Here is a 19,901-nt window from a genome sequence, read left to right on the forward strand (position 1 = left end):
CAACGACCCCAACCCCATCCCCACGGAGAGCCCGGGCCTGGGTGACTACGCGGCGCGGGCCGAGTGGGAGCTGAAGCTCAACGCCGCGCGCGCCATCCAGGGCGTGCCGGGCGTGCCGCACAACGACATCCCGGACGGCCTGGACACGTACGACCACTTCCTGCACGGCAACGGGGCGGACCGGCACTTCGACTACGAGCGCTTCGTCAGCACGGACCCCGCCGGCCAGGCGGTGCTCACCAACTCCACGCGCGACACGCAGCAGGCGGCGGAGGCGACCTACAACCAGATGATCGCCCAGGACCCGTCGCTCGCGGGCAAGCCGGTGACGTTCCAGATTACCGGCTCGCAGATTGGCGTGGGCTCCAGCGAGCAGTTCCCCTACCCGGAGACGGAGAACTGGCAGAAGGCGATTGGCGGCCACTCCGTCTGGAACAGCGCGACGGTGACGGTCTACCCGCCGGAGACGCCGGGCGGGAAGCCCCGCTTCGAGATGGACATGACGCTCCACGCGGAGGACCGCTACAACTTCAACCCGGGCCAGCAGGACATCAACACCGGCACGCCGGACGCGGCCAACGGCCGGCTGGAGCAGACGGGCCTGGGGCACCAGTACACCAACTACGGCACGCTCCAGCGGCACGTGACGTGGGACCAGGGGAGCCCCGAGAATGCGACGTCGCGGCCCATCGGTGGCCGTTAGGCGCACGCTGGCGACCACCCTGCTCGCGGGGTGTGTTTCGCTGGCCTGCGACAAACCCTCAGGGGGGAATGCATCCATGACGACACAGACGGCCGCGCCTGCGGCGAAGACGGGAACGGACCTGGAGACGCTGGAGAAGACCGTGACGCTGCCGCGCCGCCCCCAGGCGGTGCAGTGGCGCATGTCTCCGCGCGGCGTCCCCGGCGGCCTGGGCCCCACGGACACGCAGTTGCTCGCGGTGCTGGAGTACCCGGCGGCGGAAGCCCAGGCGCTCCAGGCCGGGCTGAAGCCCACGCGGCTGACGGTGAAGCTGGAGGACGGCGGGTGGCTGCCGGAGGCCACCCGGGAGGCCCTGAAGGGCGCCACCGCCTACGACGCGGCGCCCTTCTTCAAGGGCTCGCTGCGCCAGGGCACCGTGTTCCAGCTGCCCCAGTCGAGCACCTTCGTGCTGGTGCTCTTCAGCAGCTGAGAGCCCGCGCGGCGCGCAGGAAACAGCAGGGCCCGGCCGCGGACACCCGCGCCCGGGCCCTTCGCCTCTCGGGGGCTACGTCGTGCCTTCGGGCCGGCCCGTCTTCTGGGGCGTGGCCCCCGTGTGGCGGACGTTGCCCCGCGCGCCGGACTTCCCCCCCGCGCGGCTGTCCGAGCTGTTGATGATGGCGCTCGCGAGCAGGAAGGCGTTGAGGCGCAGCTGCATGAAGTTGTGCTCCACCTTCGGCGGCTGCTGCATGCGCAGGGTGCGGTCCTCCCCCTGCTGGTGCCTGGGCCACTCCGTCGCGGACGCGGGCGCACCGGTGCGGGCGAACTGGAGCATCCAGTTGCTCACCTGGCGCGAGTACGCACGGTCCTCGTCGGTGAGCACGTCCTGGGTGGGCGGGCAGCGGGCCACCGTGTCCAGGAAGTACGGGATGTCCGAGCCGTGCGGGACGCCGTCGGGGTACTCCGGGCGCAGCTCGGCGGCGGTGTACTCGAAGTAGAAGCGCCACGCGTCGGAGACCTTGTTGTGCAGGTCCGCCACCTGCCGGGGGATGAGCGTGAAGACGATGTCGCGGCACACCTGCCGCGCCAGCTCCTCGTCCGGTGACACGCCCGGGTAGAGCAGGCCGATGGGGACGTTGTTGTCCCGGAGCGCCTGGAGGATCTCCATGGGGTCGCGGCCCATGGCGGTCATCACGCTCACGTCATCGCTGGTGCTGCCCAGGATGAGCGGCACGCGCGCCTGCTGCTGCGCCTTGAAGGTGGACAGGATGGACTGGGGCAGCACCGTGTCGCCGCACACGGCCACGGGCGCCAGCGAGTGCTCCGGCGCCTGCTGCCAGAAGGACTCCGCGGACAGCTGGCGCATGCGCTCCGGCGTCGCCTCCGCGTCCGGCACGCCCATGTCGCGGATCAGCGCCTGGCCCTTGAGCAGCGCCTTGTCCAGCGGCATCTCGTCCAGGCCGTACACGCTCATCGCGACGCCCCGGTGGAACAGCGGCTTCGCGGACTCCATGCAGAAGAGGGACAGCACGCTCTTGGCGCCCGCGGACTGGCCCATGAGGGTGACGTTGCCCGCGTCCCCGCCGAACTTCGCGATGTTGCGGTTCACCCACTGGAGCGCGGCGACCTGATCCAACAGGCCGAAGTTGGCGGCGCCGCCGCCCGGCTCCTTCTGGAGCGCCGGGTGGGCCAGGAAGCCCAGGTGGCCCAGGCGGTAGTTGAGCGTGACGAGGATGGCGTCCCGGGACGCCATGGGCACGCCGTCGTACGGGGGCAGGCCGCTGGCGCCAATCACATACGCGCCGCCGTGGATCCACACGATGACGGGCAGCTTCGCCTGGGGGTCCACGCGAGGCGTCCAGACGTTGAGGTAGAGACAATCCTCGCCCATCGGGTACGGGTCGCCGCCGCCGCCCGCGATGCAGCCGTCGCGAGACTGGAGCGAGGACTTGCCGAACGTGGACGCCTGCCGGAGGTGCTTCCAGGGCACGACCGGGGCGGGAGGACGCCACCGCAGCGCGCCCACGGGAGGCTGGGCGTAGGGAATGCCCTTGAAGGCATACACCCCTTCTTCCACGACGCCTTGGAGCTGTCCTTCGACCGTGCTGACGACGGGAGCCGACTGCTGGACCATGTTTGGAACCCCCCACGAGACCCGGCGCCAGGGCCGGGCCGGTGCGAAGTAGAGGTTTCATCCATGCGAGTCAATGCATTGGATTCCAAAGGAAATCACCCGTCCGCCAGCCGACGCGCCCCCCGACTCCAGAGCATCAGGGCAATGCCCTACCGGCTTCCCGTGTCATGGCGGGCCTCCGCGAGGATTCCAACCTGGGAGAATGTCAGACTCAGCACATCCTGTTGGGACCCAAAGGCGATGCTGTAACATCCTGCATGTTGTCCGAGCGCCGACACCCCAGCCAGACGCCAATCCCTGATTCGCCAAGGCTTTCCGGCAGTTCCTGACAAGAGACAGCCCTGTGTCAAAAACAGACAAACTCGCCTTCCCGGACCCACCGGACGTGGGCCCCGTTGCGTCCGCAGTGCGGGAGGAATCGCCGTGGCTCACGGACCGGGTGTCGGCCCGGGCCCTTGAGGCGCCCGAAAGCCTGGCATTGGCCGGGGAGGACGAGCGGCTGACGTATGGCCAGTTGGAGGCGCGAGCGGAGGCCCTGTCGGCCCAGCTCCAGGCGCTGGGCGTGGGGCCGGAGGACCGGGTGGGCGTGTGCGCGCGGCGCGGCTCCGAGCTGCTCATCGCGCTCCTGGGCACGCTCAAGGCGGGCGCCGTCTACGTTCCGCTGGAGGGCGCGTGGCCGGCGGAGCGGCTCTCGAACGTGCTGGAGGACGCGGGCGTCCGGGTGCTCGTGCTCGACTCGCGGCAGGCGTCATTGCCGGGGCAGGGAGAGCGGCGCACCGTCACCGTCGACCGTTCGGTGGCGCTGCCCGTGGGCGACCGGGCCCGCGCGGCGCCGCGAAGGCCCCTCACGCCGGAGCGGCTCGCGTACATCATCTACACGTCCGGGACGACGGGGCGCCCCAAGGGCGTGGCCGTCACCCACGGGGCGGTGCGGCACTTCGCGGAGGCGTTCGGGCGCGAGTTCGCGCTGACGTCCGATGACCGCGTGTCGCTCCTCGCGTCCCCCGCGTTCGACGCCTCCGTGCTGGAGGTGTGGCCCGCGCTGTCCGCCGGCGCCAGCCTCCACGTCGCGGACGACACCGTGCGGCTGGTGCCGGAGCGCCTCCAGCAGTGGCTGGTGCAGCGGGCCATCCACGTCTGCTTCCTCACCACCGCGTTGGGGGAGCAGCTCGCCTCACTGCCCTGGCCCGCAGCTCCAGCCCTGCGCGCGCTGCTCATCGGCGGCGAGTCCCTGCGCGTCCGTCCCCATGCATCCGCGCCCTTCGCGGTCTTCAACTGCTACGGCCCCACGGAGACCGCCGTCTTCGTGACGCGCGAGCGGGTCCTCCCGGAGGGTTCCGGTTCACCCTCCATTGGCAGGCCCCTGGAGGGCGTCTCCATCCACCTGCTCGACACGGCGCTGCGGCCGGTGGCGCCCGGAGCGCCGGGGGCCCTCTTCATCGGAGGGGCGACCCTGGCTCGCGGCTACTGGGGCGACCCGCCCCACACGGCGCGCCAGTTCCTGCCGGATCCCTTCAGCAGCGTGCCGGGAGCGCGGATGTACCGCACGGGCGACCTGGCCCGGCTGCGTGATGACGGCGCGCTGGAGTTCCTGGGCCGCGCGGATCACCAGGTGAAGCTGCGCGGGTTGCGGATCGAGCTGGAGGAGCTCGACACCGCCCTGGCCCGGATTCCGGAGGTGCGCGCGAGCGTGAGTGTCGTGCGTGAGGATCCAGGCACGGAGCGCCGGCTGGTCGCCTACGTCGTCGCCCGCGGAGCCGTCACGCCCGCGACGCTGCGCCAGGGCCTGCGCGCGATGCTGCCCGAGCCGTGGGTTCCCTCCGCGTTCGTGTTCCTGGAGTCCCTGCCACTCACGGCCGCCGGCAAGGTGGACCGCGCCGCCCTCCCCGCTCCAGAAGCCGCGCCACGGCCTGTTTCCTCCGACGCTGGCCTCACGCCCACCGAAGCGCGGCTGCTCCCCGTGTGGCGTCAGGTGCTGCGGCTGGAAGCGATTGGCAGGGACGAGCACTTCATGGACCTGGGCGGGCACTCGCTGCTCGCCGCCCGGCTGGCGACGGAGCTCCACCGGCAGCTGGGCCGGGACGTGCCGCCGCGCGCCGTCCTGGAGGCAGGGACGCTCGCGGGACTGGCCCGCTGGCTGGACGCCGGCCCCGCGTCGCCGCCGCCTCGGGTCCTGCGTGCTCCGGACGCGGACGGCCCGCTGTCGTTCGCGCAGGAGCGGCTGTGGATCATCGACCAGCTCGTCGACGACGCCGCGCTCTACAACACGTCCGTGCGGCTGCACTTCCACGGGCCGCTCGACGTCGCCGTGCTGGAGCGTGCCCTCACCGAGGTGCTGCGCCGCCACGAGGTGCTGCGGACGGGCTTCGTCTCCCGCGACGGCCAACCCCGGCTGCGCGTCGTCCCCCCTGGCCCCTTTCCGCTGACGGTGGTGGACCTGGACGGGGTCGCGGATGCCGCGGCCACCGCGCACGCGCGTGAGCAGGCGCAGGCGCTCCACCCCTTCGACCTGCACCAGCCGCCACTCCTGCGGGGGCTGCTGCTGCGGTGGGACGCCCGCCGCGCCCAGCTGCTGCTGACCGCGCACCATGCGGTCTTCGACGGCGCCTCCGTGGACCTGCTGCTCCGTGAGCTGGAGGCGCTCTACCCCGCCTTCGCGCGGGGGCTCGCGTCGCCGCTGTCGGCCCTCCCCGTCCAGGCGCGCGACGTCGCCGCATGGGAGCGCGAGCAACTCCAGGGCGCCACACGGGAACGGCTGCTGTCGTACTGGACGGAGCACCTGGGCGGCGAGCCGCCGGTGCTGACGCTCCCCACGGACCACCCGCGTCCGCCCGCCCAGACGTTCCGTGGCGCCACGTTGACCCGCGATGTGCCCCGGGGCCTGCTCGCGGACCTGGAGGCGCTGGGACGGCGCGCGCAGGCCACGCCGTTCATGGCCCTGCTCGCGGCGTTCTCCGCATGGCTGTCGCGCTACTCCGGCCAGCGGGACGTGGTGGTGGGCACGCCCTACGAGTCCCGAGCCCCCTCCGAGGCCCGGGGGTTGATGGGCTTCTTCGTCAACACGCTCGCGCTGCGGGTGGACCTCCAGGGCACTCCGTCGTTCCGCGAGCTGCTCGTGCGCGTGCGCAAGGTGGCGCTCGATGGCTATGCGCACGGCGCGCTGCCCTTCAACGACGTCCTGGGGGCCTTCGGCGCGCGGCGCGAGCTGTCCCATGCGCCGCTGTTCCAGGTGATGCTGGTGGTGCAGGACCGCGTCGCGCCGGCCACGCTCCAGCCGGGGCTGACCGCCGCGCCGGGCGGAGAGGTGCACACCGACAAGGCCCGCTTCGACCTCACGCTCGTGGTCGACTTCCCTCCGGGGGGCCCCACCTTCTCGCTCGAGTACAACACCGACCTGTTCGCGCCAGGGACCGCCGCGCGGATGCTGGAGCACTTCACGGCGCTCCTGGGCGCGGCCATCTCCAGGCCGGATGCCCCCTTCGACACGCTGCCCATGCTCTCCATGCAGGAGCGCCAGCGGATGCTGGAGGCCTGGAACGACACCGGCCATCCGCCGCCCTCGGGTTGCAGCCACACCCTCTTCGAGGCCCAGGCGCGCCGTGAGCCCGGGAAGGTCGCCGTGCGGTCCGGGGGCGTGTCCTGGACCTACGGAGCGCTGGAGGCCCGCGCGAACCAGGTCGCCGCCCACCTGCGGAGCCTGGGCGTGGGGCCGGAGGTGCGCGTCGGGCTGTTGATGGAGCGCAGCCCGGAGCTGGTCTGCGCGGTGCTCGGCATCGCGAAGGCGGGCGGCGTCTACGTCCCGTTGGATCCCGCCCATCCCGACGACCGGCTCACGTTCATGATGACCGACTCGCGAATGCGCGTCGTCGTCTCCGGCTCCGGGCTGGGCGCTCGCGCGGACGCCCTGGCCGCGGGCCTCGCTTCCAGGGGAGGCCTTGCGCCGGCGGTGGTGGACGTGGTGCGCGACGCGCAGGTGCTGGCGAGACAGCCGGCGGCGCCCCACGACAGCGGCGTGGGACCGGAGCACCTCGCGTACGTCATCTACACGTCGGGTTCCACGGGACGGCCCAAGGGCGTGGAGGTGGAGCACCGGGCCTTCTACAACCTGGTGCTCGCGAAGATTGACGGCTTCGGCATCTTCCCGGACAGCACCGTGCTGCAGTTCGTGTCGTTCGGGTTCGACGTCTCCGTGTCGGACGTGTTCATGACGCTCGCGGTGGGCGCGACCCTGCTCCTGCGCCCCGCGGACGTGGTGGGCGGCGCGGAGCTGGCCACGCTGCTGCGCGACGAGGCCGTCACCGTCATCGTCCTGCCCGCGTCGGTGCTGGCCACCCTGCCCGCCACGGAGCTGCCCGCGCTCATGTCCGTCATCGCGGGCGGAGAGGCGTGCTCCGCCGGGCTCGTCGACCGCTGGGCGCCGGGCCGCCGCTTCATCAACGCGTATGGCCCCACGGAGACGACCATCTGCACCACCATGGCCCGCTGCCAGCCCGGCGGCGGCGCTCCGCCCATCGGCCGTCCCATCCCGCATGCCCGGGTGTACGTGCTCGACGCGCGGCTGGAGCCCGTGCCGCCCGGCGTCACGGGCGAGCTCTACATCGGGGGCGCGGGGCTCGCGCGCGGCTACCTGGGCCGGGCTGACCTCACCGCGGACCGCTTCATCCCCAACCCCTTCGCGCGCGTGCCCGGCGAGCGGCTGTACCGCACGGGCGACCTCGCGCGCTTCCTGCCGGACGGCTCGCTGATGTTCGTGGTCCGCGTGGACGACCAGGTGAAGCTCCGCGGCTTCCGCATCGAATTGGGCGAGATTGAAGCCACCCTGCGTCAGCACCCTGGCGTGCACGAAGCCCTGGTGACCGTGCACGAGCGGGGCCCGGGCGGCCAGCAGCTCATCGCCTACGTCCTGGGCACTCCCGGCACGCCCGTGGCCCTGGACGGGCTCCCGCGCTTGCTGCGCGAGCGCCTGCCCGAACACATGGTGCCCTCCGCCTTCATCGCCCTGGACGCGTTCCCCCGCACGCCGAACGGCAAGGTGGATCGCCGCGCGCTGCCCGTGCCCGCGCATGACGCCAACGCACGGAGCTCGCCGCCCGTCGCTCCACGCACCCTCACCGAGGAGATCCTCGTGGAGCTCTGGTGTGAGGTGTTGCGCCTGCCCACGGTGGGCGTGGAGGACGACTTTTTCGCGCTGGGCGGCCAGTCCATCCTCGCCGCGCAGGTCATGGCGCGCGTGCGCGAGCGCTTCGAGGTGCCCCTCTCCGTGAGGGCGCTCTTCGAGTCCCCCGTCCTCGCCGCGCTCGCCGAGCGCATCGAGCAGGCGCTGATGGCCGACATTGATGCGCTCAGCGACGAAGAGGTCGCCGAGGCGCTGGCCCCCGGCGCCTCCCGCGCATCCTGAAGCACCGCTCCCTCCTCGCCACCCCCGAGAAGCCATCACGATGAGCGACCCCAATCCGAGTTTGGATGCCCGCAGGGCCTTGCTGGAGAAGCGCCTGGAGAAGGCGCGGGCGAAGGAAGCCCGCGCGCCCGTCATTCCACGCCGTCCCCCGAACGAGGAGCCGCCCATCTCCTCCGTGCAACGGCGGCTGTGGTTCCTGGGTCAGTGGGAAGCGGGCAGCGCCGCGTACAACATCCCGCTCGCGCTGCGCCTCACCGGAGCCCTCCACGCGGAGGCGCTGGAAGCCGCGCTCCAGGAGATCGCGCGCCGCCATGAGGTCCTGCGCACGACCTACGCGACCCGCGACGACGCCCCCGCGTTGGTGACACATCCCGCGGGCCGGGTGACGCTCACCCGGCACGAGGTGACACCGGAGCGCTCCGGCCTCGAACAGGTCCAGGCCGCCGTCGAGGCCCGTGCGCGCCATCCCTTCGCGCTGGAGCACGACCTGCCGCTGCGCGCGGACCTGTGGCGCGTGGGCGACGCGGAGCACGTGCTGCTGCTCACGCTGCACCACATCGCCGCGGACGGCTGGTCCATGGGCGTGCTGCTGAAGGAGCTGGGCGCGCTCTACGCGGCGTTCGTCGCGGGCCAGCCCTCGCCGCTGCCGGAGCCGGCCCTCCAGTACGCGGACTTCGCGCACTGGCAGAACGCGAGCATGTCTGGTGACGCCCTCGCATCCCACCTGGCGGCATACCAGGCCCGGCTCCAGGGTGCGCCCGCGCTGCTGGAGCTGCCCACGGACCGGCCGCGTCCACCGGTGCGCACCTCGAACGGCGCCATCGAGCCCTTCGACCTCACGCCCGCGCTGTCCCAGGCGGTGCGGGCGCTGGCGCAGCGAGAGCGAGTCACCCCGTTCGTCGTCCTGCTCTCCAGCCTGAGCGCCCTGTACCACCGATACACGGGCCAGGAGGACCTCGTCCTGGGCACGACCGTGGCCGGGCGTGACGCCTCCGGACTGGAGGGCCTGGTGGGCTGCTTCGTCAACACGCTGGCCCTGCGCACGCGGCCCGTGGGCAGGGCGAGCACGCGCGAGTTGCTCCAGAAGGTGCGCGAGGAGTTCCTCGCCGTCGCGGACCACCAGGCGCTCCCGTTCGAGAAGCTGGTGGAGGCGACGACGTCCGGGCGCGACCTGGCGCACGGCCCGCTCTTCCAGGTGCTGCTCTCCGTCAACAACATCCCCCGGAGCACACCCACGCTCGCGGACCTGGGCGTGGAGGAGCTGCCGCTCGACACGCGCACGTCCAAGTTCGACCTGAGCTGGTCCGTGGACGACGTGGACTCGGGCCTCACCGGCTCCGTGACGTACAACACCGACCTCTTCGAGCGGGACACCGTCGTGCGCATGGTGGGCCACCTGCGCGAGCTGCTCGCGGGCATGGCGGCGCGGCCGGAAGCGCCCCTGTCCACCCTGCCCCTGCTGCCTCCTGACGAGTACGCCCGCATCGTCCGCGACTGGAACGCGACGCGGGCGGAGTACCCGCCCGCGCTGGACGTGGTGCAGCGCTTCGAAGCCCACGTGGACCGCACGCCGGACGCCCCGGCCGTGGCCTTCGAGGGCCGCCGCTACTCCTACCGGGAGCTGGACGCGCGCGCATCGCGGCTGGCGCACCACCTGCGCGGCCTGGGCGCGGGGCCCGAGTCCCGCGTGGGCCTCTACCTGGAGCGCTCGCTGGACACGCTGGTGGGCGTGCTCGGCATCCTGAAGGCGGGCGCGGCCTACGTGCCCGTCGACCCGTCGTACCCGGCGGACCGCGTGCGCTTCATGCTGGAGGACGCGGGCGCGCGCATCGTCGTCACCGAGGCGCACCTCGCGGATGCGCTCCAGGGCTCGCCTTCACTGGGCGCCGTCTGCCTGGACCGGGACGCGGATGTCCTCGCGCGCCAGCCCGCCACGCGGCCCGCGCGGCGCCACGGGCTGGAGCACCTGATGTACGTGCTCTTCACCTCCGGCTCCACGGGCAAGCCCAAGGGCGTGGCCGTGGAGCACCGCACCTACGGCAACTACCTGGAGGGCATCCTGCGCCGGCTGGACGCGCCGCCCGCCAGCCACTTCGCCATCGTCTCCACCTTCGCGGCGGACCTGGGCACGACCATGGTCTGGGGCGCGCTCACGACGGGCGGCTGCCTGCACGTCCTGTCGCACGACCGCGCGGCGGATCCCGCGGCGTTCGCGGACTCCCTGAAGCACCACCCCATCGACGTGCTGAAGCTGGTCCCCAGCCACTTCGAGACGCTGCGCTCCCTGCGCGCGCTGCCGGACCTGCTGCCCCGCGCGAGGCTCGTCTTCGCGGGCGAGCCGTGCCCGTGGGAGCTGGTCGCCGCCATCCGGCAGGCCGCGCCGGACCTGATCATCCAGAACCACTACGGCCCCACGGAGACGTCCGTGGCCACGCTGACCTACGTGCCGCCGCCCTCGCCGCCCGCGCACCGGGGCCCGTCGCTGCCGCTGGGCAGGCCCCTGGGCAACACGCGCGTGTACGTGCTGGACGCGCGGGGACAGCCCGTCCCCGTCGGCGTCCCGGGCGAGTTGCACGTCGGCGGCGCGGGCGTCACGCGAGGCTACCTGGGGCGTCCGGCCCTCACCGCGGAGCGCTTCATCCCGGACCCCTTCGGCGACACGCCGGGAGGCCGCCTGTACCGCACGGGAGACCTGGCGCGGTTGGGGCCGGACGGCACGGTGACGTTCCTGGGCCGCATCGACCACCAGGTGAAGATCCGCGGCTACCGCATCGAGACGGGTGAAATCGAAGCGCTCATCCAGGTCCACGCGGGCGTCCGGGACGCGGTGGTGCTGCTGCGCGAGGACACCCCCGGAGACAAGCGGCTGGTGGCGTACCTGGTGCTCGAGGAAGCCGGGGCCTCCACGGCGGACGCGGTCCTCACGGCCGTGCGCACGGGCCTGCGGGCCGCGCTGCCGGACTACATGGTGCCTGGCGCCTTCGTGGTCATCCCCACGCTGCCCCTCAACCCCAACGGCAAGCTGGACCGCTTCGCCCTGCCCGCCCCCAGCGCGGAGCGCGCGCCGTCCGCCGGGCCCCGCGTGGCGCCGCGCGACGAGTGGGAGGCCCACATCGCGACCGTCTGGGCCGGCGTGCTCGGCGTGAGCGAGGTGGGCATCGACGACAACTTCTTCGAGCTGGGCGGCGAGTCCTTCAAGGCGGTGCGCGCGGTGCGCGGCATGGGTCGCGACGTGAGCGTGATGGACCTGTTCCGCTTCCCCACCGTGCGCAAGCTGGCGGAGCACCTGTCGCGAGGCACCGCGCGGAAGCAGGGCCTGCTCCACCGGCTGACGAAAGCGGACGCGAAGCCGGACGGCGTCACCTGGGTGTGCGTGCCCTTTGGCGGAGGCAGCGCCATCTCCTATCTCCACCTCGCGGAGCGGATGGCCGCGAAGGACGCGCTCTACGCGGTGGAGCTGCCCGGGCACGACTACGCCCGCCGGGACGACGCGCTCCAGCCCTTCGACACCGTCGCGCGCCAGGTGGCTGAAGAGGTCATCCAGCGCGTTACGGGCCCCATCCTGCTCTATGGCCACTGCCTGGGCGCGGCGATGGCCGTGGCGGTGGCGCGGCACCTGGAGGAGCGCGGGGCACCGCTGCTGGGCATCATGGTGGGCGGCTCGTTCCCGATGCCGCGACTGCCGGGCGCGTTGTTCGACATCATCAGCAGGGTGCTGCCCACGGACGGCCTGGTGTCCACGCGCTCCATCGTGGACGGCCTGCTGGTGACGGGCGGCGCCTCTGGCGGCGAGGACCCGGCGGAGCTGGAGTTCCTGGCGCGCAACATGCGCCACGACGGCCGGGAGGCGGAGGACTTCTACACGCGCGCCTACCGGGGCGAGACAGGCCCGCCCCTGCGCACGCCCCTGGTCTGCGTGGTGGGCGAGCGCGACCGCGCGACGGAGTTCCACCAGGAGGAGTTCCTGGAGTGGAGCCGCTTCAGCCGGGCCATCTCGCTGGAGGTCATCCCCCACGCGGGCCACTTCTTCCAGAAGCACCAGGCGGTGGAACTGGCCACGCTGGGCCAGCGCCAGGCCGCGCGCTGGAGGCAGGGCCCCACGGCGGTCGTCGAGCCCGCGCCTGGCCCCGAGGCCCTCGCCACCGGGCGCACGGTCGCGCCGGGCCTGGGCACGTTCCTCACGGTGACGGTGGGACAGCTCGTGTCCATGGTGGGCACGGGCCTGTCCACGTTCGCGCTGGGCGTCTGGGCGTATCAGCACACGGGCGCGGTGTCCGGCTTCGCGCTGATGTCCACGCTGGGCCTCTTGCCCGGCATCCTCGCGCTGCCCATCGCGGGGGCGCTCGCGGACCGGTGGGACCGGCGGAAGATCATGCTCGCCTGTGACGGGCTGACGCTGGCCACGGCCGCTGTCGCCGCCGCGCTGTCGTGGTCCGGGGCGCTCCAGATGGGGCACTTGTATGTCCTGGCCGTGGTGAGCGCGGTGACGAGCGCCTTCCGGCAGCCCGCGTACACGGCGGCCGTGGCCCAGCTCGCGCCCAAGCGATACCTCGGCCACGCGAACGGCTTCGCGCAGCTGGGCGGCGCCACGGGCGTGATGCTGTCGCAGATGCTGGGCGGCGCGCTGATGCTGGCGCTGGGGCTGCACCGCATCCTGCTGCTGGACGTGGCCACCTACGCCGTCGCGCTGGTGACGCTGCTGGCGGTGCGCTTCCCCTCCGCCCTCTTCCGCAAGCAGGAGGAGCCCTTCCTCCAGGAGGTGACGCAGGGCTGGCGCTATCTCCAGAAGCGCCAGGGCCTGCTGGCGCTGGCCGTGTTCTTCGCGCTGGGCAACTTCCTGGCCAGCGTCGCCAACGTGCTGGTGACGCCGCTGGTGCTGTCCTTCTCCTCGGCGGCGCGGCTGGGCTCGGTGATGGCCATGAATGGCGCCGGCATGCTCCTGGGCAGCCTGGTGATGAGCCTCTGGGGCGGCACCCGGCGGCGCATGGACGGCATGATTGGCTTCATCGCGCTGTTCGGCGTCTCCGCGGTGGGCATGGGCCTCAGGCCCGCGCTCGGCTTCCCCATGGTGGGCATGCTGGGCATCGGCGTGTGCACGGCCTTCATCAACGCGCACTGGCTGTCATTGGTGCAGGTGAAGGTCGGGCTGGAGTTGCAGGGCCGCGTGCTGGCGGCGAACCAGATGCTGGCGCGCTCGCTGATGCCGCTGGGGGCGTTCGCCGCGGGCCGGCTGGTGGATGGCGTCTTCACGCCGCTGCTCGCGGATGCACGCGTGGCGTCCGCGCTCGCGCCGCTGTTGGGCGAAGGGCCGGGGCGTGGCATCGCGCTGCTGGTGGTGCTCACCGGCGTGCTGTCCCTGCTGCTGACCGTCCTGGGCTTCCTCTACGCCCCCCTGCGCCGCGTGGAGGACGCGCTGCCGGACGCCATTCCCGACCCCGTCATCCTGGACAAGGACGCCCTGCAACAACAGGCCGACCTCCAGCTGTCGAAGGCCGCCTAGGCACCGCCCCCTTCGAGGACCCCTCCATGCGCGTTCACCCCGACGACGCTTCCTGCTGGCTGTTCGACCTGTCCGACCTCTCCGGCGACCAAGACGCCCCCCCCGGCACCGACCTGCACGTGGCCCGGCAGGCGGTGCACTGGGCCCGCGCGTACCTCGGCGCGCCACACCCGGAGCTGGGACGGCCGGGGCTGGTGTGTCCCTTCGTGCCCCGCTCCCTGGACCTGGCGCTGTTCTTCCCCACCGTCCGCCGCGGCGCGGACCTCACGCCCGGCGACATCGAAGCGACGGTGCTCCGCTACCGCGACTGGTTTCTCCATTTGGAACCGCGCGAGGGGCGGGACGCGCAGTACAAGTCCATCCTCCTCCTCTTCCCAGACCTGCGGCCGGAGGACTACGCGCGCCTCATCGACGGCCCGCAGGAGCGGCTCAAGCCCGCCTTCGTGGCGGACGGGTTGATGGTGGGCCAGTTCCACGGCGCGCCGCCCGCGAACCCCGGCCTGTGGAACCCGGACTTCCGGCCGCTGAAGAGCCCCATGCCCATGCTCGTCATCCGCCACATGGTGACCAGCGACCTGCCCTTCCTCACTGACGCACGCCCGCTGGTGGAGTCCTACGTGGCCCGCTTCAACGGAAGGCTGTCGGCGAAGCAGCAGGAGCTGATTGCCCGGCTGCACCCGGGCGTCCTCGAGCCGCGCTGAGGGACTCGCCCCTGTGCTGAAAGCACGCATGGGACCCGGGTCCAGGCGGCCCGCTCTTTCACTCCGCGCACTGTCTCAGGCGGCGCCGTGCCGGGCCCTCGCTGGCCCGGTCCCCTCCAGGGTGCGCGAGCCACCCGGGCCTGTCTCATGGCGCGCACAGAGGAGCGCTGAACCCTCAAGGTAGGGTCCAGGGACAGGACCCGTGTCACGCCGGCCGTGAGAACAATTTCATGTTTTACGATTCTATCCGGTCCCTCCGTCTGTGTTGTGAACAGCGCGTGAAACGCAGCGGCCGGAGGCACGGCGGGGAGGCATGAGGGACCCATTTTACTTTTGACCCCCTCACGCTGGAGCATGCGTCTCGAATGCGTCGCTCCCGTGTCTTCGCTCTCGACCTACAGCTCCGGCTCACTTCCTTCCGCGGCCCCCGGAAGCCCCTCGCCTCGTGGTTCACGGCGGTGGGGTCCGCGCTGCTGATGCTCCTCGCGTTCGTGCCCGTGGCGCGAGCAGAAGCGACGGCGGCGGCCCAGCCCGCGCTCGACGGGTGGCGCTATCGGTGGGGCGACTCGCCGCTGGACGCTGACGGCGTTCCCGCGTGGGCGACGGAGCCGGAGGACGCGGCGGGCTGGCAGGCCGTGACCGCGCTCCAGGAGCCGCCGGGCCGGGGGACGAACACCTTCCTCTGGCTGAGCATCCCCGTGCCCCAGGGCCCGTGGCTGGAGCCCGCCCTCTTCCTGGGCAACGTCGCCAACGCCTTCGAGCTCTATGCCGGCGGCCAGCGCGTCTACTCCAGCGGGACGCTGGCCCCCGACGGCCAGGAGCTCATGGAGAACATGGTCTGGCACCTGGTGCCCGTGCCGCCCGCGTCGATGGGCCACCGCGTGCTCCTGCGCATCCAGGCCCACGGGCCCGCCATCGGCGTCACGCGCGACGCGAAGGTGGGCTCGCGCCAGGAGCTGCTCGCGGAGGTGACGCGCCTGGGGCTGGCGCCCTTCGTCATGGGGACGCTGCTGCTCGGCATTGGCGCGGTGTCATTGTTCGCCGCCGTCCTGCGCCGCCAGTGGCGGATGCTCGCCGCCCTGACCGTGTTCTCCGCGGGCTCGGGCGCGCTGATGCTCGGCTCCAGCGGCCTGTTCACGGCGCTCTGGGGCAAGGCGGCCACCGGCAGTGTCCTCACGCTGCTGGGCTCGTACGCCATCCTGCCCGCCCTGGCGTGGTTCATCTCCGATACCGTGGGCACGGACAGGCTGCGCTGGTTCCGCCGGGGCGCGGCGGTCGTCACCGTGCCGGCCATCCTCCAGGCGATCATCGTGGTGATGGATCTGGGCTCCGCGTGGCGGCTGCTCTCCGCCTTCATCCTCTACTCGCTGCCCGGGCTGCTGGTGTGCGTGGGGGTCGCGGTGGTGGAGGCCTTCAAGGGGAACAAGGACGCGCGCATCTTCGTCGCGGGCCTGGGGGTCCTCACCGTCGTGCTGCTGCTCAGCACCCTGCCGATGCTGGGCGTGATGGAGGCCACCGACAGCCAGGTGCACTGGGGCTTCTTCGCGCTCACGCTGTCGCTCGTGGCCATCGTGGCGCGGCGCTCCGCGGAGGTGGTGCGCTCGCTGGCGGAGTACACGCACCAGCTGGACGCGCGCCGCAAGGACGTGCGCCTCCTGGCTGAAGGCATGGGCCGCGGCGCGGACGAGCTCGCCGCCGTCGTGCAGCAGCTGCACACCAGCAGCGAGGAGCAGACGGTGGGCATCAGCCGTCAGGCCGCCGCGCTGCGCGAGCTGGAGGCGACGGTGGAGGAGATCCGCCAGGGCTCGCACCTGACGGCGGACAAGGCGCGCGTGCTCGCGGCGTCCGCGGAGAGCGCGGAGGCGGTGGGGCGCGAGGGCGGCGCCGCCCTGGAGCGCACGCTGGCGGACCTGGCCGCCATCCGCACGGAGGTGTCGGGGATGGCCGCGCGCATCCTCGCGCTCGACGAGCGCACCCGCGAGGTGTCCAGCATCGTCGACGACGTGAAGACGCTGGCGGACCAGTCCAACATGCTGGCCATCAACGCCGCCATCGAAGCGGTGCGCAACGGCGACAGCGGCAAGGGCTTTGGCGTGGTGGCCAAGGAGATGCGCCGGCTGGCGGACCAGTCCATCCGCGCCACCGAGCGGATCCGCGACGTGCTCGACGGCGTGAGCATGAGCATGCGCGAGGCAGCGCAGATGAGCGGACAGGGCGAGGCGCGCGTGCAGGTGAGCCTGGACGCGGTCCGCAACTCCGGCGCGCAGCTGCAGAAGCTGACGAGCATCATCGGCGACACCACGGGCAGCGTGCGGCAGATCACCCAGGCGGTGGCGCAGCAGGACTCGGGCACGCACCAGATTGCCCAGGCCATCCAGGAGCTGTCCGGCCAGATGCAGCGCACGCTCCAGGCCGTGGAGGAGACGCGCACCGTCACGCGCTCCGTGCAGACGCTGGCGGAGGTCATGTCGGGGGCCGCGAGCAAGGCGCTGCGCTCCGGCACGCTGGACGACCAGCAGAAGCCTGCGGCGGCGTGAAGCCCGGGCCCGGCCCGGCTACACTCCGGGCCATGGTGCCCCTGACCGACCACTCCGGGCTGTCCCCCGAGCGGCGAGCCGCCCTGGAGCGGCGGCTCGCGCCGCTCACGCTGCTCCAGGACGTGGTCCGCTGGGGCTTCGCGAGCAGGCCGCCGCGCGACGTGGCGGCGGTGGTGGTCCAGGACGAGTTCACCCACGACGTGGTGCTGCCCTGGGACGAGGAGCGCTACCTCGTCTTTGACACCACCTGACTGGGCGGAGTGACTTCGGTCTCCGTGTGGGACCACTGCCCTACCGCGGATGAGCTGCTGGACGCGAGGCTGCGCGCCGGCTGGACGCCTACGCCGACGAGCACCGTCGACGGGGACGTCGTCCTGGGCCACGCCGCGTGCCGGGTGCCGTCCGGGGCCCCGCGCTGACGTCCGGGCGACACTCGTCCGGGGCGATGCGTGGAGAACGCGACGTCCGGGGCGCGAAGGCGCGAACGCGCTGACGAAGCCATGACGTGCGGGAAGTACGAGCACCGCCATGGAAGAGAGTGTGAAGCCCCGGTTGCGAGGCCTGTCCCACGTCATCGCGTTCGTGGCGGCGATGGTGGGCTGCGTGAGGCTGGCGCAGCTGCCGGTGCACGGCCTGCAGTACGCGGCGAACCTGGTGTTCGGCGGCAGCCTGGTGCTGATGTTCGGCGTGAGCGGCGGCTACCACTGGCCCACCTGGAGCGCGGCGACGTACCAGCGGATCCGCCGGTTCGACCACGCGGCCATCTTCATCCTCATCGCCGGGAGCTTCACGCCGCTGGCGACGCTGGACCCCCTGGGGGGCCTGAGCCAGAGGCTGCTCTGGGTGATGTGGGGCGCGGCGCTGACGGGCGCCACGCTGACGCTCGCGGGCATCTCCGCGTCGCGAGGACTGCGCTCGGGGCTCTACGTGGCGCTGGGCTGCGTGGCGGCCCCGGTGTTCTGGAACCTGCCCGGGGTGATGGGCCAGGGCCGCGTGGGCTGGCTCTTCTTCGGGGCCATGCTCTACGCCGTGGGAGCGGTGGTGTACGCGCGCCGATGGCCGGACCCCATCCCCCACGTCTTCGGCTACCACGAGCTGTTCCACGTCATGGTCGTCGCCGCGGCCGCCACGCACTACGCTGTCCTGCTGGACTTCGTGGGGCGGTAAGAAGAGGCCTTGGCCATGCGTTTCCGCGCGTGCATCGCAATCCTGCTGTTCCTTTCGGGCTGTGCGGCGACGGAGCCCATCACGAAGGAGCCTGCCGCCCGCGACCGGCGGATTGCCAACCTCCAGCGAGCGGCGGCGCTGCCCTGGAGGGACGATGGGCGGTGCGTCGTTCGCGAAGCGTCCCAGCCCTGGCCCGAGCTGGTGGAGAGGTGCTATCCGGCGCTCGACCACGACCGGGTCGAGTTCCATGACACCACGGGAAGGTGCGCGATCGCGTCCACTGGCGCCGCTGCCATGGGGCTCGGGTTCTGCGTGCTGGCGGCCCCTGAAATCGCAGTGGGAGCCGTCATCGTCCTGGGCGTGGTGGTGGTCGCCGTCGCCATCACGGAGGCACTGGATGCGTATGAACTCCGCCACCTCTATCCCGAGGAAGCAGGAACCGCGCGAGGAGCGAAGGCGGCGCCTCGGGAAACCGTAGCGAAGCGCAAGCCCGAGCTGGAACCGGAGCCAGCAGGCCAGGGCAGACAGCCCCCGGTGCCCCCAGTGCCCGTGGACCGGACTGGACGCGCCAGCTGCGAGCCTGTTCCGGTGCCACATGCGGGCGAGGACGACGCGCACAACGAATGCGCCGACACGTTTCCGCCCAACCGATATCCCGGTCACGACGTGCTCGTGAACGGCAAGCGCTTTGATGCGCTGCAAATCGGCGTTCGGGTGCTTTGGGAGATCAAGACCCACCAATTCGACACGTACAGTGACTTTCTGCGGGATCGGGTGATTGAAGAACAAGTGGAAGAGCTTCAGAAGGACCGAGCCATCGCGGAGGCATGCGGGTATGACTTCATCGTGGGAGTGAGCAGTGCTGCACACAAAGCAGCGCTGGTTCTACAGGATCCACGCCTCAACGTTGTTGTCACGGGGTGCAAACGATGACCACGCGAAAGCGCCTCGAATTGACCGTCTACGCCCCTCCACTCGCGAGGCGCGACGGCCGTCCACTCGCTATCGTCCGCGGCATGGAACTGGCGCTACCCGGCTTGCGCCTGGAGTGGGAGGTCGACAAAGAAGGCCGCCCCATCCCGCTACCGCAACGCGAGGCCTGGCTCGCTGAGGCAGCGACACGCGGAAAGCTGCCGCTGCTATGCAACGGCGACGAGAGCTACCCCGTGACCATTTCCGGGATGCACCGCATTGCCAGTGCAAGCGCTGGCCGCCAACCGCAGTTACAAATAAATGCGAAGCTACCGCAGGACGCGACCGTGAGCGCAGCAGCGGCGGATATGCTTGAAGCCGTGTCGGAGGGCGCACGCGCATTCTGGGGGCGTGCGGCGCCAGACGACGCTGCGCTGGACATCGCTTATCAGATCGCCCCCACGCGGGAAGGACCGCCGGCGCCCCCTCGGGGGCTGCCGGCCCTGAAGCTCTTCGAGCACATCCGCTCGCCTGAGATTCCCTACTACCTCGGGTGGCTGAACTACTGGTCGCCCGCTTCCGCAAAAGCCATCGGGTTCCCGGACCCTGCGCGCGACACCGAATTGCTCTCACGGTCGCGGCGCACGGCGACGGGCGGGTGGATCGTGCAACTGACAGAGGCGCCCCTCGACCTGGACGACCCTGCCCACCTGGAAGCGCTCAAGCGGGCCTACGAGCGCTTCCCTGAGATCGGCGGGCGCGCGGCGCCTTGACCCGGGCGCCAAGGGCTCTGGATGAGTCGGACACCGCACGCCGCATCGGCCGCGACTCCAGATGCCGCGCCCCATGGTGGGACGGATCCTTCGTCCGAGG

The 19,901-nt window shown here is 71.8% G+C and carries 12 protein-coding genes; 11 read left to right on the plus strand and 1 reads right to left on the minus strand.

Translation table 11 applies throughout. The features are described from left to right. Together D7W82_RS00545 and D7W82_RS00550 are read left to right on the plus strand one after the other, a co-directional pair. Window positions 1-703 (plus strand): hypothetical protein (locus D7W82_RS00545; RefSeq protein WP_120616424.1); only part of this gene is annotated, 703 nt, incomplete at its 5' end. A 76-nt stretch (window positions 704-779) separates the two neighbouring features. Next, window positions 780-1,172: a hypothetical protein gene (locus D7W82_RS00550; RefSeq protein WP_120616425.1), complete on the plus strand. Its 393-nt coding sequence runs from the start codon at window positions 780-782 to the stop codon at window positions 1,170-1,172. Window positions 1,173-1,247: 75 nt separating this feature from the next. Here the strand turns inward: D7W82_RS00550 and D7W82_RS00555 are convergent, their stop codons facing one another. Next, on the minus strand, window positions 1,248-2,813 hold the full coding sequence (locus D7W82_RS00555) for a carboxylesterase/lipase family protein (RefSeq protein WP_120616426.1): 1,566 nt from the start codon (window positions 2,811-2,813) through the stop codon (window positions 1,248-1,250). 406 nt (window positions 2,814-3,219) lie between these two features. Here D7W82_RS00555 and D7W82_RS00560 point away from each other — a divergent pair, with 406 nt between their 5' ends. The 9 genes from D7W82_RS00560 to D7W82_RS00595 all read left to right on the plus strand — a co-directional run bounded on the left by D7W82_RS00560 (window position 3,220) and on the right by D7W82_RS00595 (window position 19,801). Then, window positions 3,220-8,211: a non-ribosomal peptide synthetase gene (locus D7W82_RS00560; protein ID WP_147439168.1), complete on the plus strand. Its 4,992-nt coding sequence runs from the start codon at window positions 3,220-3,222 to the stop codon at window positions 8,209-8,211. A gap of 40 nt (window positions 8,212-8,251) precedes the next feature. After that, window positions 8,252-13,711, plus strand: coding sequence for a non-ribosomal peptide synthetase/MFS transporter (locus D7W82_RS00565; protein ID WP_158617546.1), 5,460 nt, complete (start codon window positions 8,252-8,254; stop codon window positions 13,709-13,711). Window positions 13,712-13,737: 26 nt separating this feature from the next. Beyond that, window positions 13,738-14,412: a DUF6875 domain-containing protein gene (locus D7W82_RS00570; RefSeq protein ID WP_120616429.1), complete on the plus strand. Its 675-nt coding sequence runs from the start codon at window positions 13,738-13,740 to the stop codon at window positions 14,410-14,412. 365 nt (window positions 14,413-14,777) lie between these two features. After that, window positions 14,778-16,949, plus strand: coding sequence for a methyl-accepting chemotaxis protein (locus D7W82_RS00575; RefSeq protein WP_120616430.1), 2,172 nt, complete (start codon window positions 14,778-14,780; stop codon window positions 16,947-16,949). Between the two features lie 32 nt (window positions 16,950-16,981). Next, complete coding sequence (locus tag D7W82_RS00580) at window positions 16,982-17,200, plus strand: hypothetical protein (RefSeq protein WP_120616431.1); 219 nt, start codon at window positions 16,982-16,984, stop codon at window positions 17,198-17,200. A 9-nt stretch (window positions 17,201-17,209) separates the two neighbouring features. Next, on the plus strand, window positions 17,210-17,368 hold the full coding sequence (locus D7W82_RS40350; protein WP_158617547.1) for a hypothetical protein: 159 nt from the start codon (window positions 17,210-17,212) through the stop codon (window positions 17,366-17,368). A 109-nt stretch (window positions 17,369-17,477) separates the two neighbouring features. Then, complete coding sequence (locus D7W82_RS00585; protein ID WP_120616432.1) at window positions 17,478-18,116, plus strand: hemolysin III family protein; 639 nt, start codon at window positions 17,478-17,480, stop codon at window positions 18,114-18,116. Window positions 18,117-18,131: 15 nt separating this feature from the next. After that, the gene (locus D7W82_RS00590) at window positions 18,132-19,049 is read left to right on the plus strand and encodes a DUF6310 domain-containing protein (RefSeq protein WP_120616433.1); all 918 of its coding nucleotides are present in this window, start codon (window positions 18,132-18,134) and stop codon (window positions 19,047-19,049) included. Next, a complete protein-coding gene (locus tag D7W82_RS00595) occupies window positions 19,046-19,801 on the plus strand; it encodes a DUF5953 family protein (protein ID WP_120616504.1) in 756 nt (251 codons plus the stop codon). The genes D7W82_RS00590 and D7W82_RS00595 overlap by 4 nt, the downstream gene beginning before the upstream one ends. Window positions 19,802-19,901: the final 100 nt, after the last annotated feature.

Source organism: Corallococcus sp. CA049B, from assembly GCF_003611685.1.
GTDB classification, from domain to species: Bacteria; Myxococcota; Myxococcia; order Myxococcales; family Myxococcaceae; genus Corallococcus; species Corallococcus coralloides.

Bases quoted from the DNA above. Each gene is read 5' to 3' on its own strand.
- D7W82_RS00565 (WP_158617546.1), top strand. From the start codon at position 8,252: ATGAGCGACCCCAATCCGAGTTTGGATGCCCGCAGGGCCTTGCTGGAG.
- D7W82_RS00570 (WP_120616429.1), top strand. From the start codon at position 13,738: ATGCGCGTTCACCCCGACGACGCTTCCTGCTGGCTGTTCGACCTGTCC.
- D7W82_RS00575 (WP_120616430.1), top strand. From the start codon at position 14,778: ATGCGTCGCTCCCGTGTCTTCGCTCTCGACCTACAGCTCCGGCTCACT.
- D7W82_RS00595 (WP_120616504.1), top strand. From the start codon at position 19,046: ATGACCACGCGAAAGCGCCTCGAATTGACCGTCTACGCCCCTCCACTC.
- D7W82_RS00590 (WP_120616433.1), top strand. From the start codon at position 18,132: ATGCGTTTCCGCGCGTGCATCGCAATCCTGCTGTTCCTTTCGGGCTGT.
- D7W82_RS00580 (WP_120616431.1), top strand. From the start codon at position 16,982: ATGGTGCCCCTGACCGACCACTCCGGGCTGTCCCCCGAGCGGCGAGCC.
- D7W82_RS00555 (WP_120616426.1), bottom strand. From the start codon at position 2,813: ATGGTCCAGCAGTCGGCTCCCGTCGTCAGCACGGTCGAAGGACAGCTC.
- D7W82_RS00550 (WP_120616425.1), top strand. From the start codon at position 780: ATGACGACACAGACGGCCGCGCCTGCGGCGAAGACGGGAACGGACCTG.
- D7W82_RS00585 (WP_120616432.1), top strand. From the start codon at position 17,478: ATGGAAGAGAGTGTGAAGCCCCGGTTGCGAGGCCTGTCCCACGTCATC.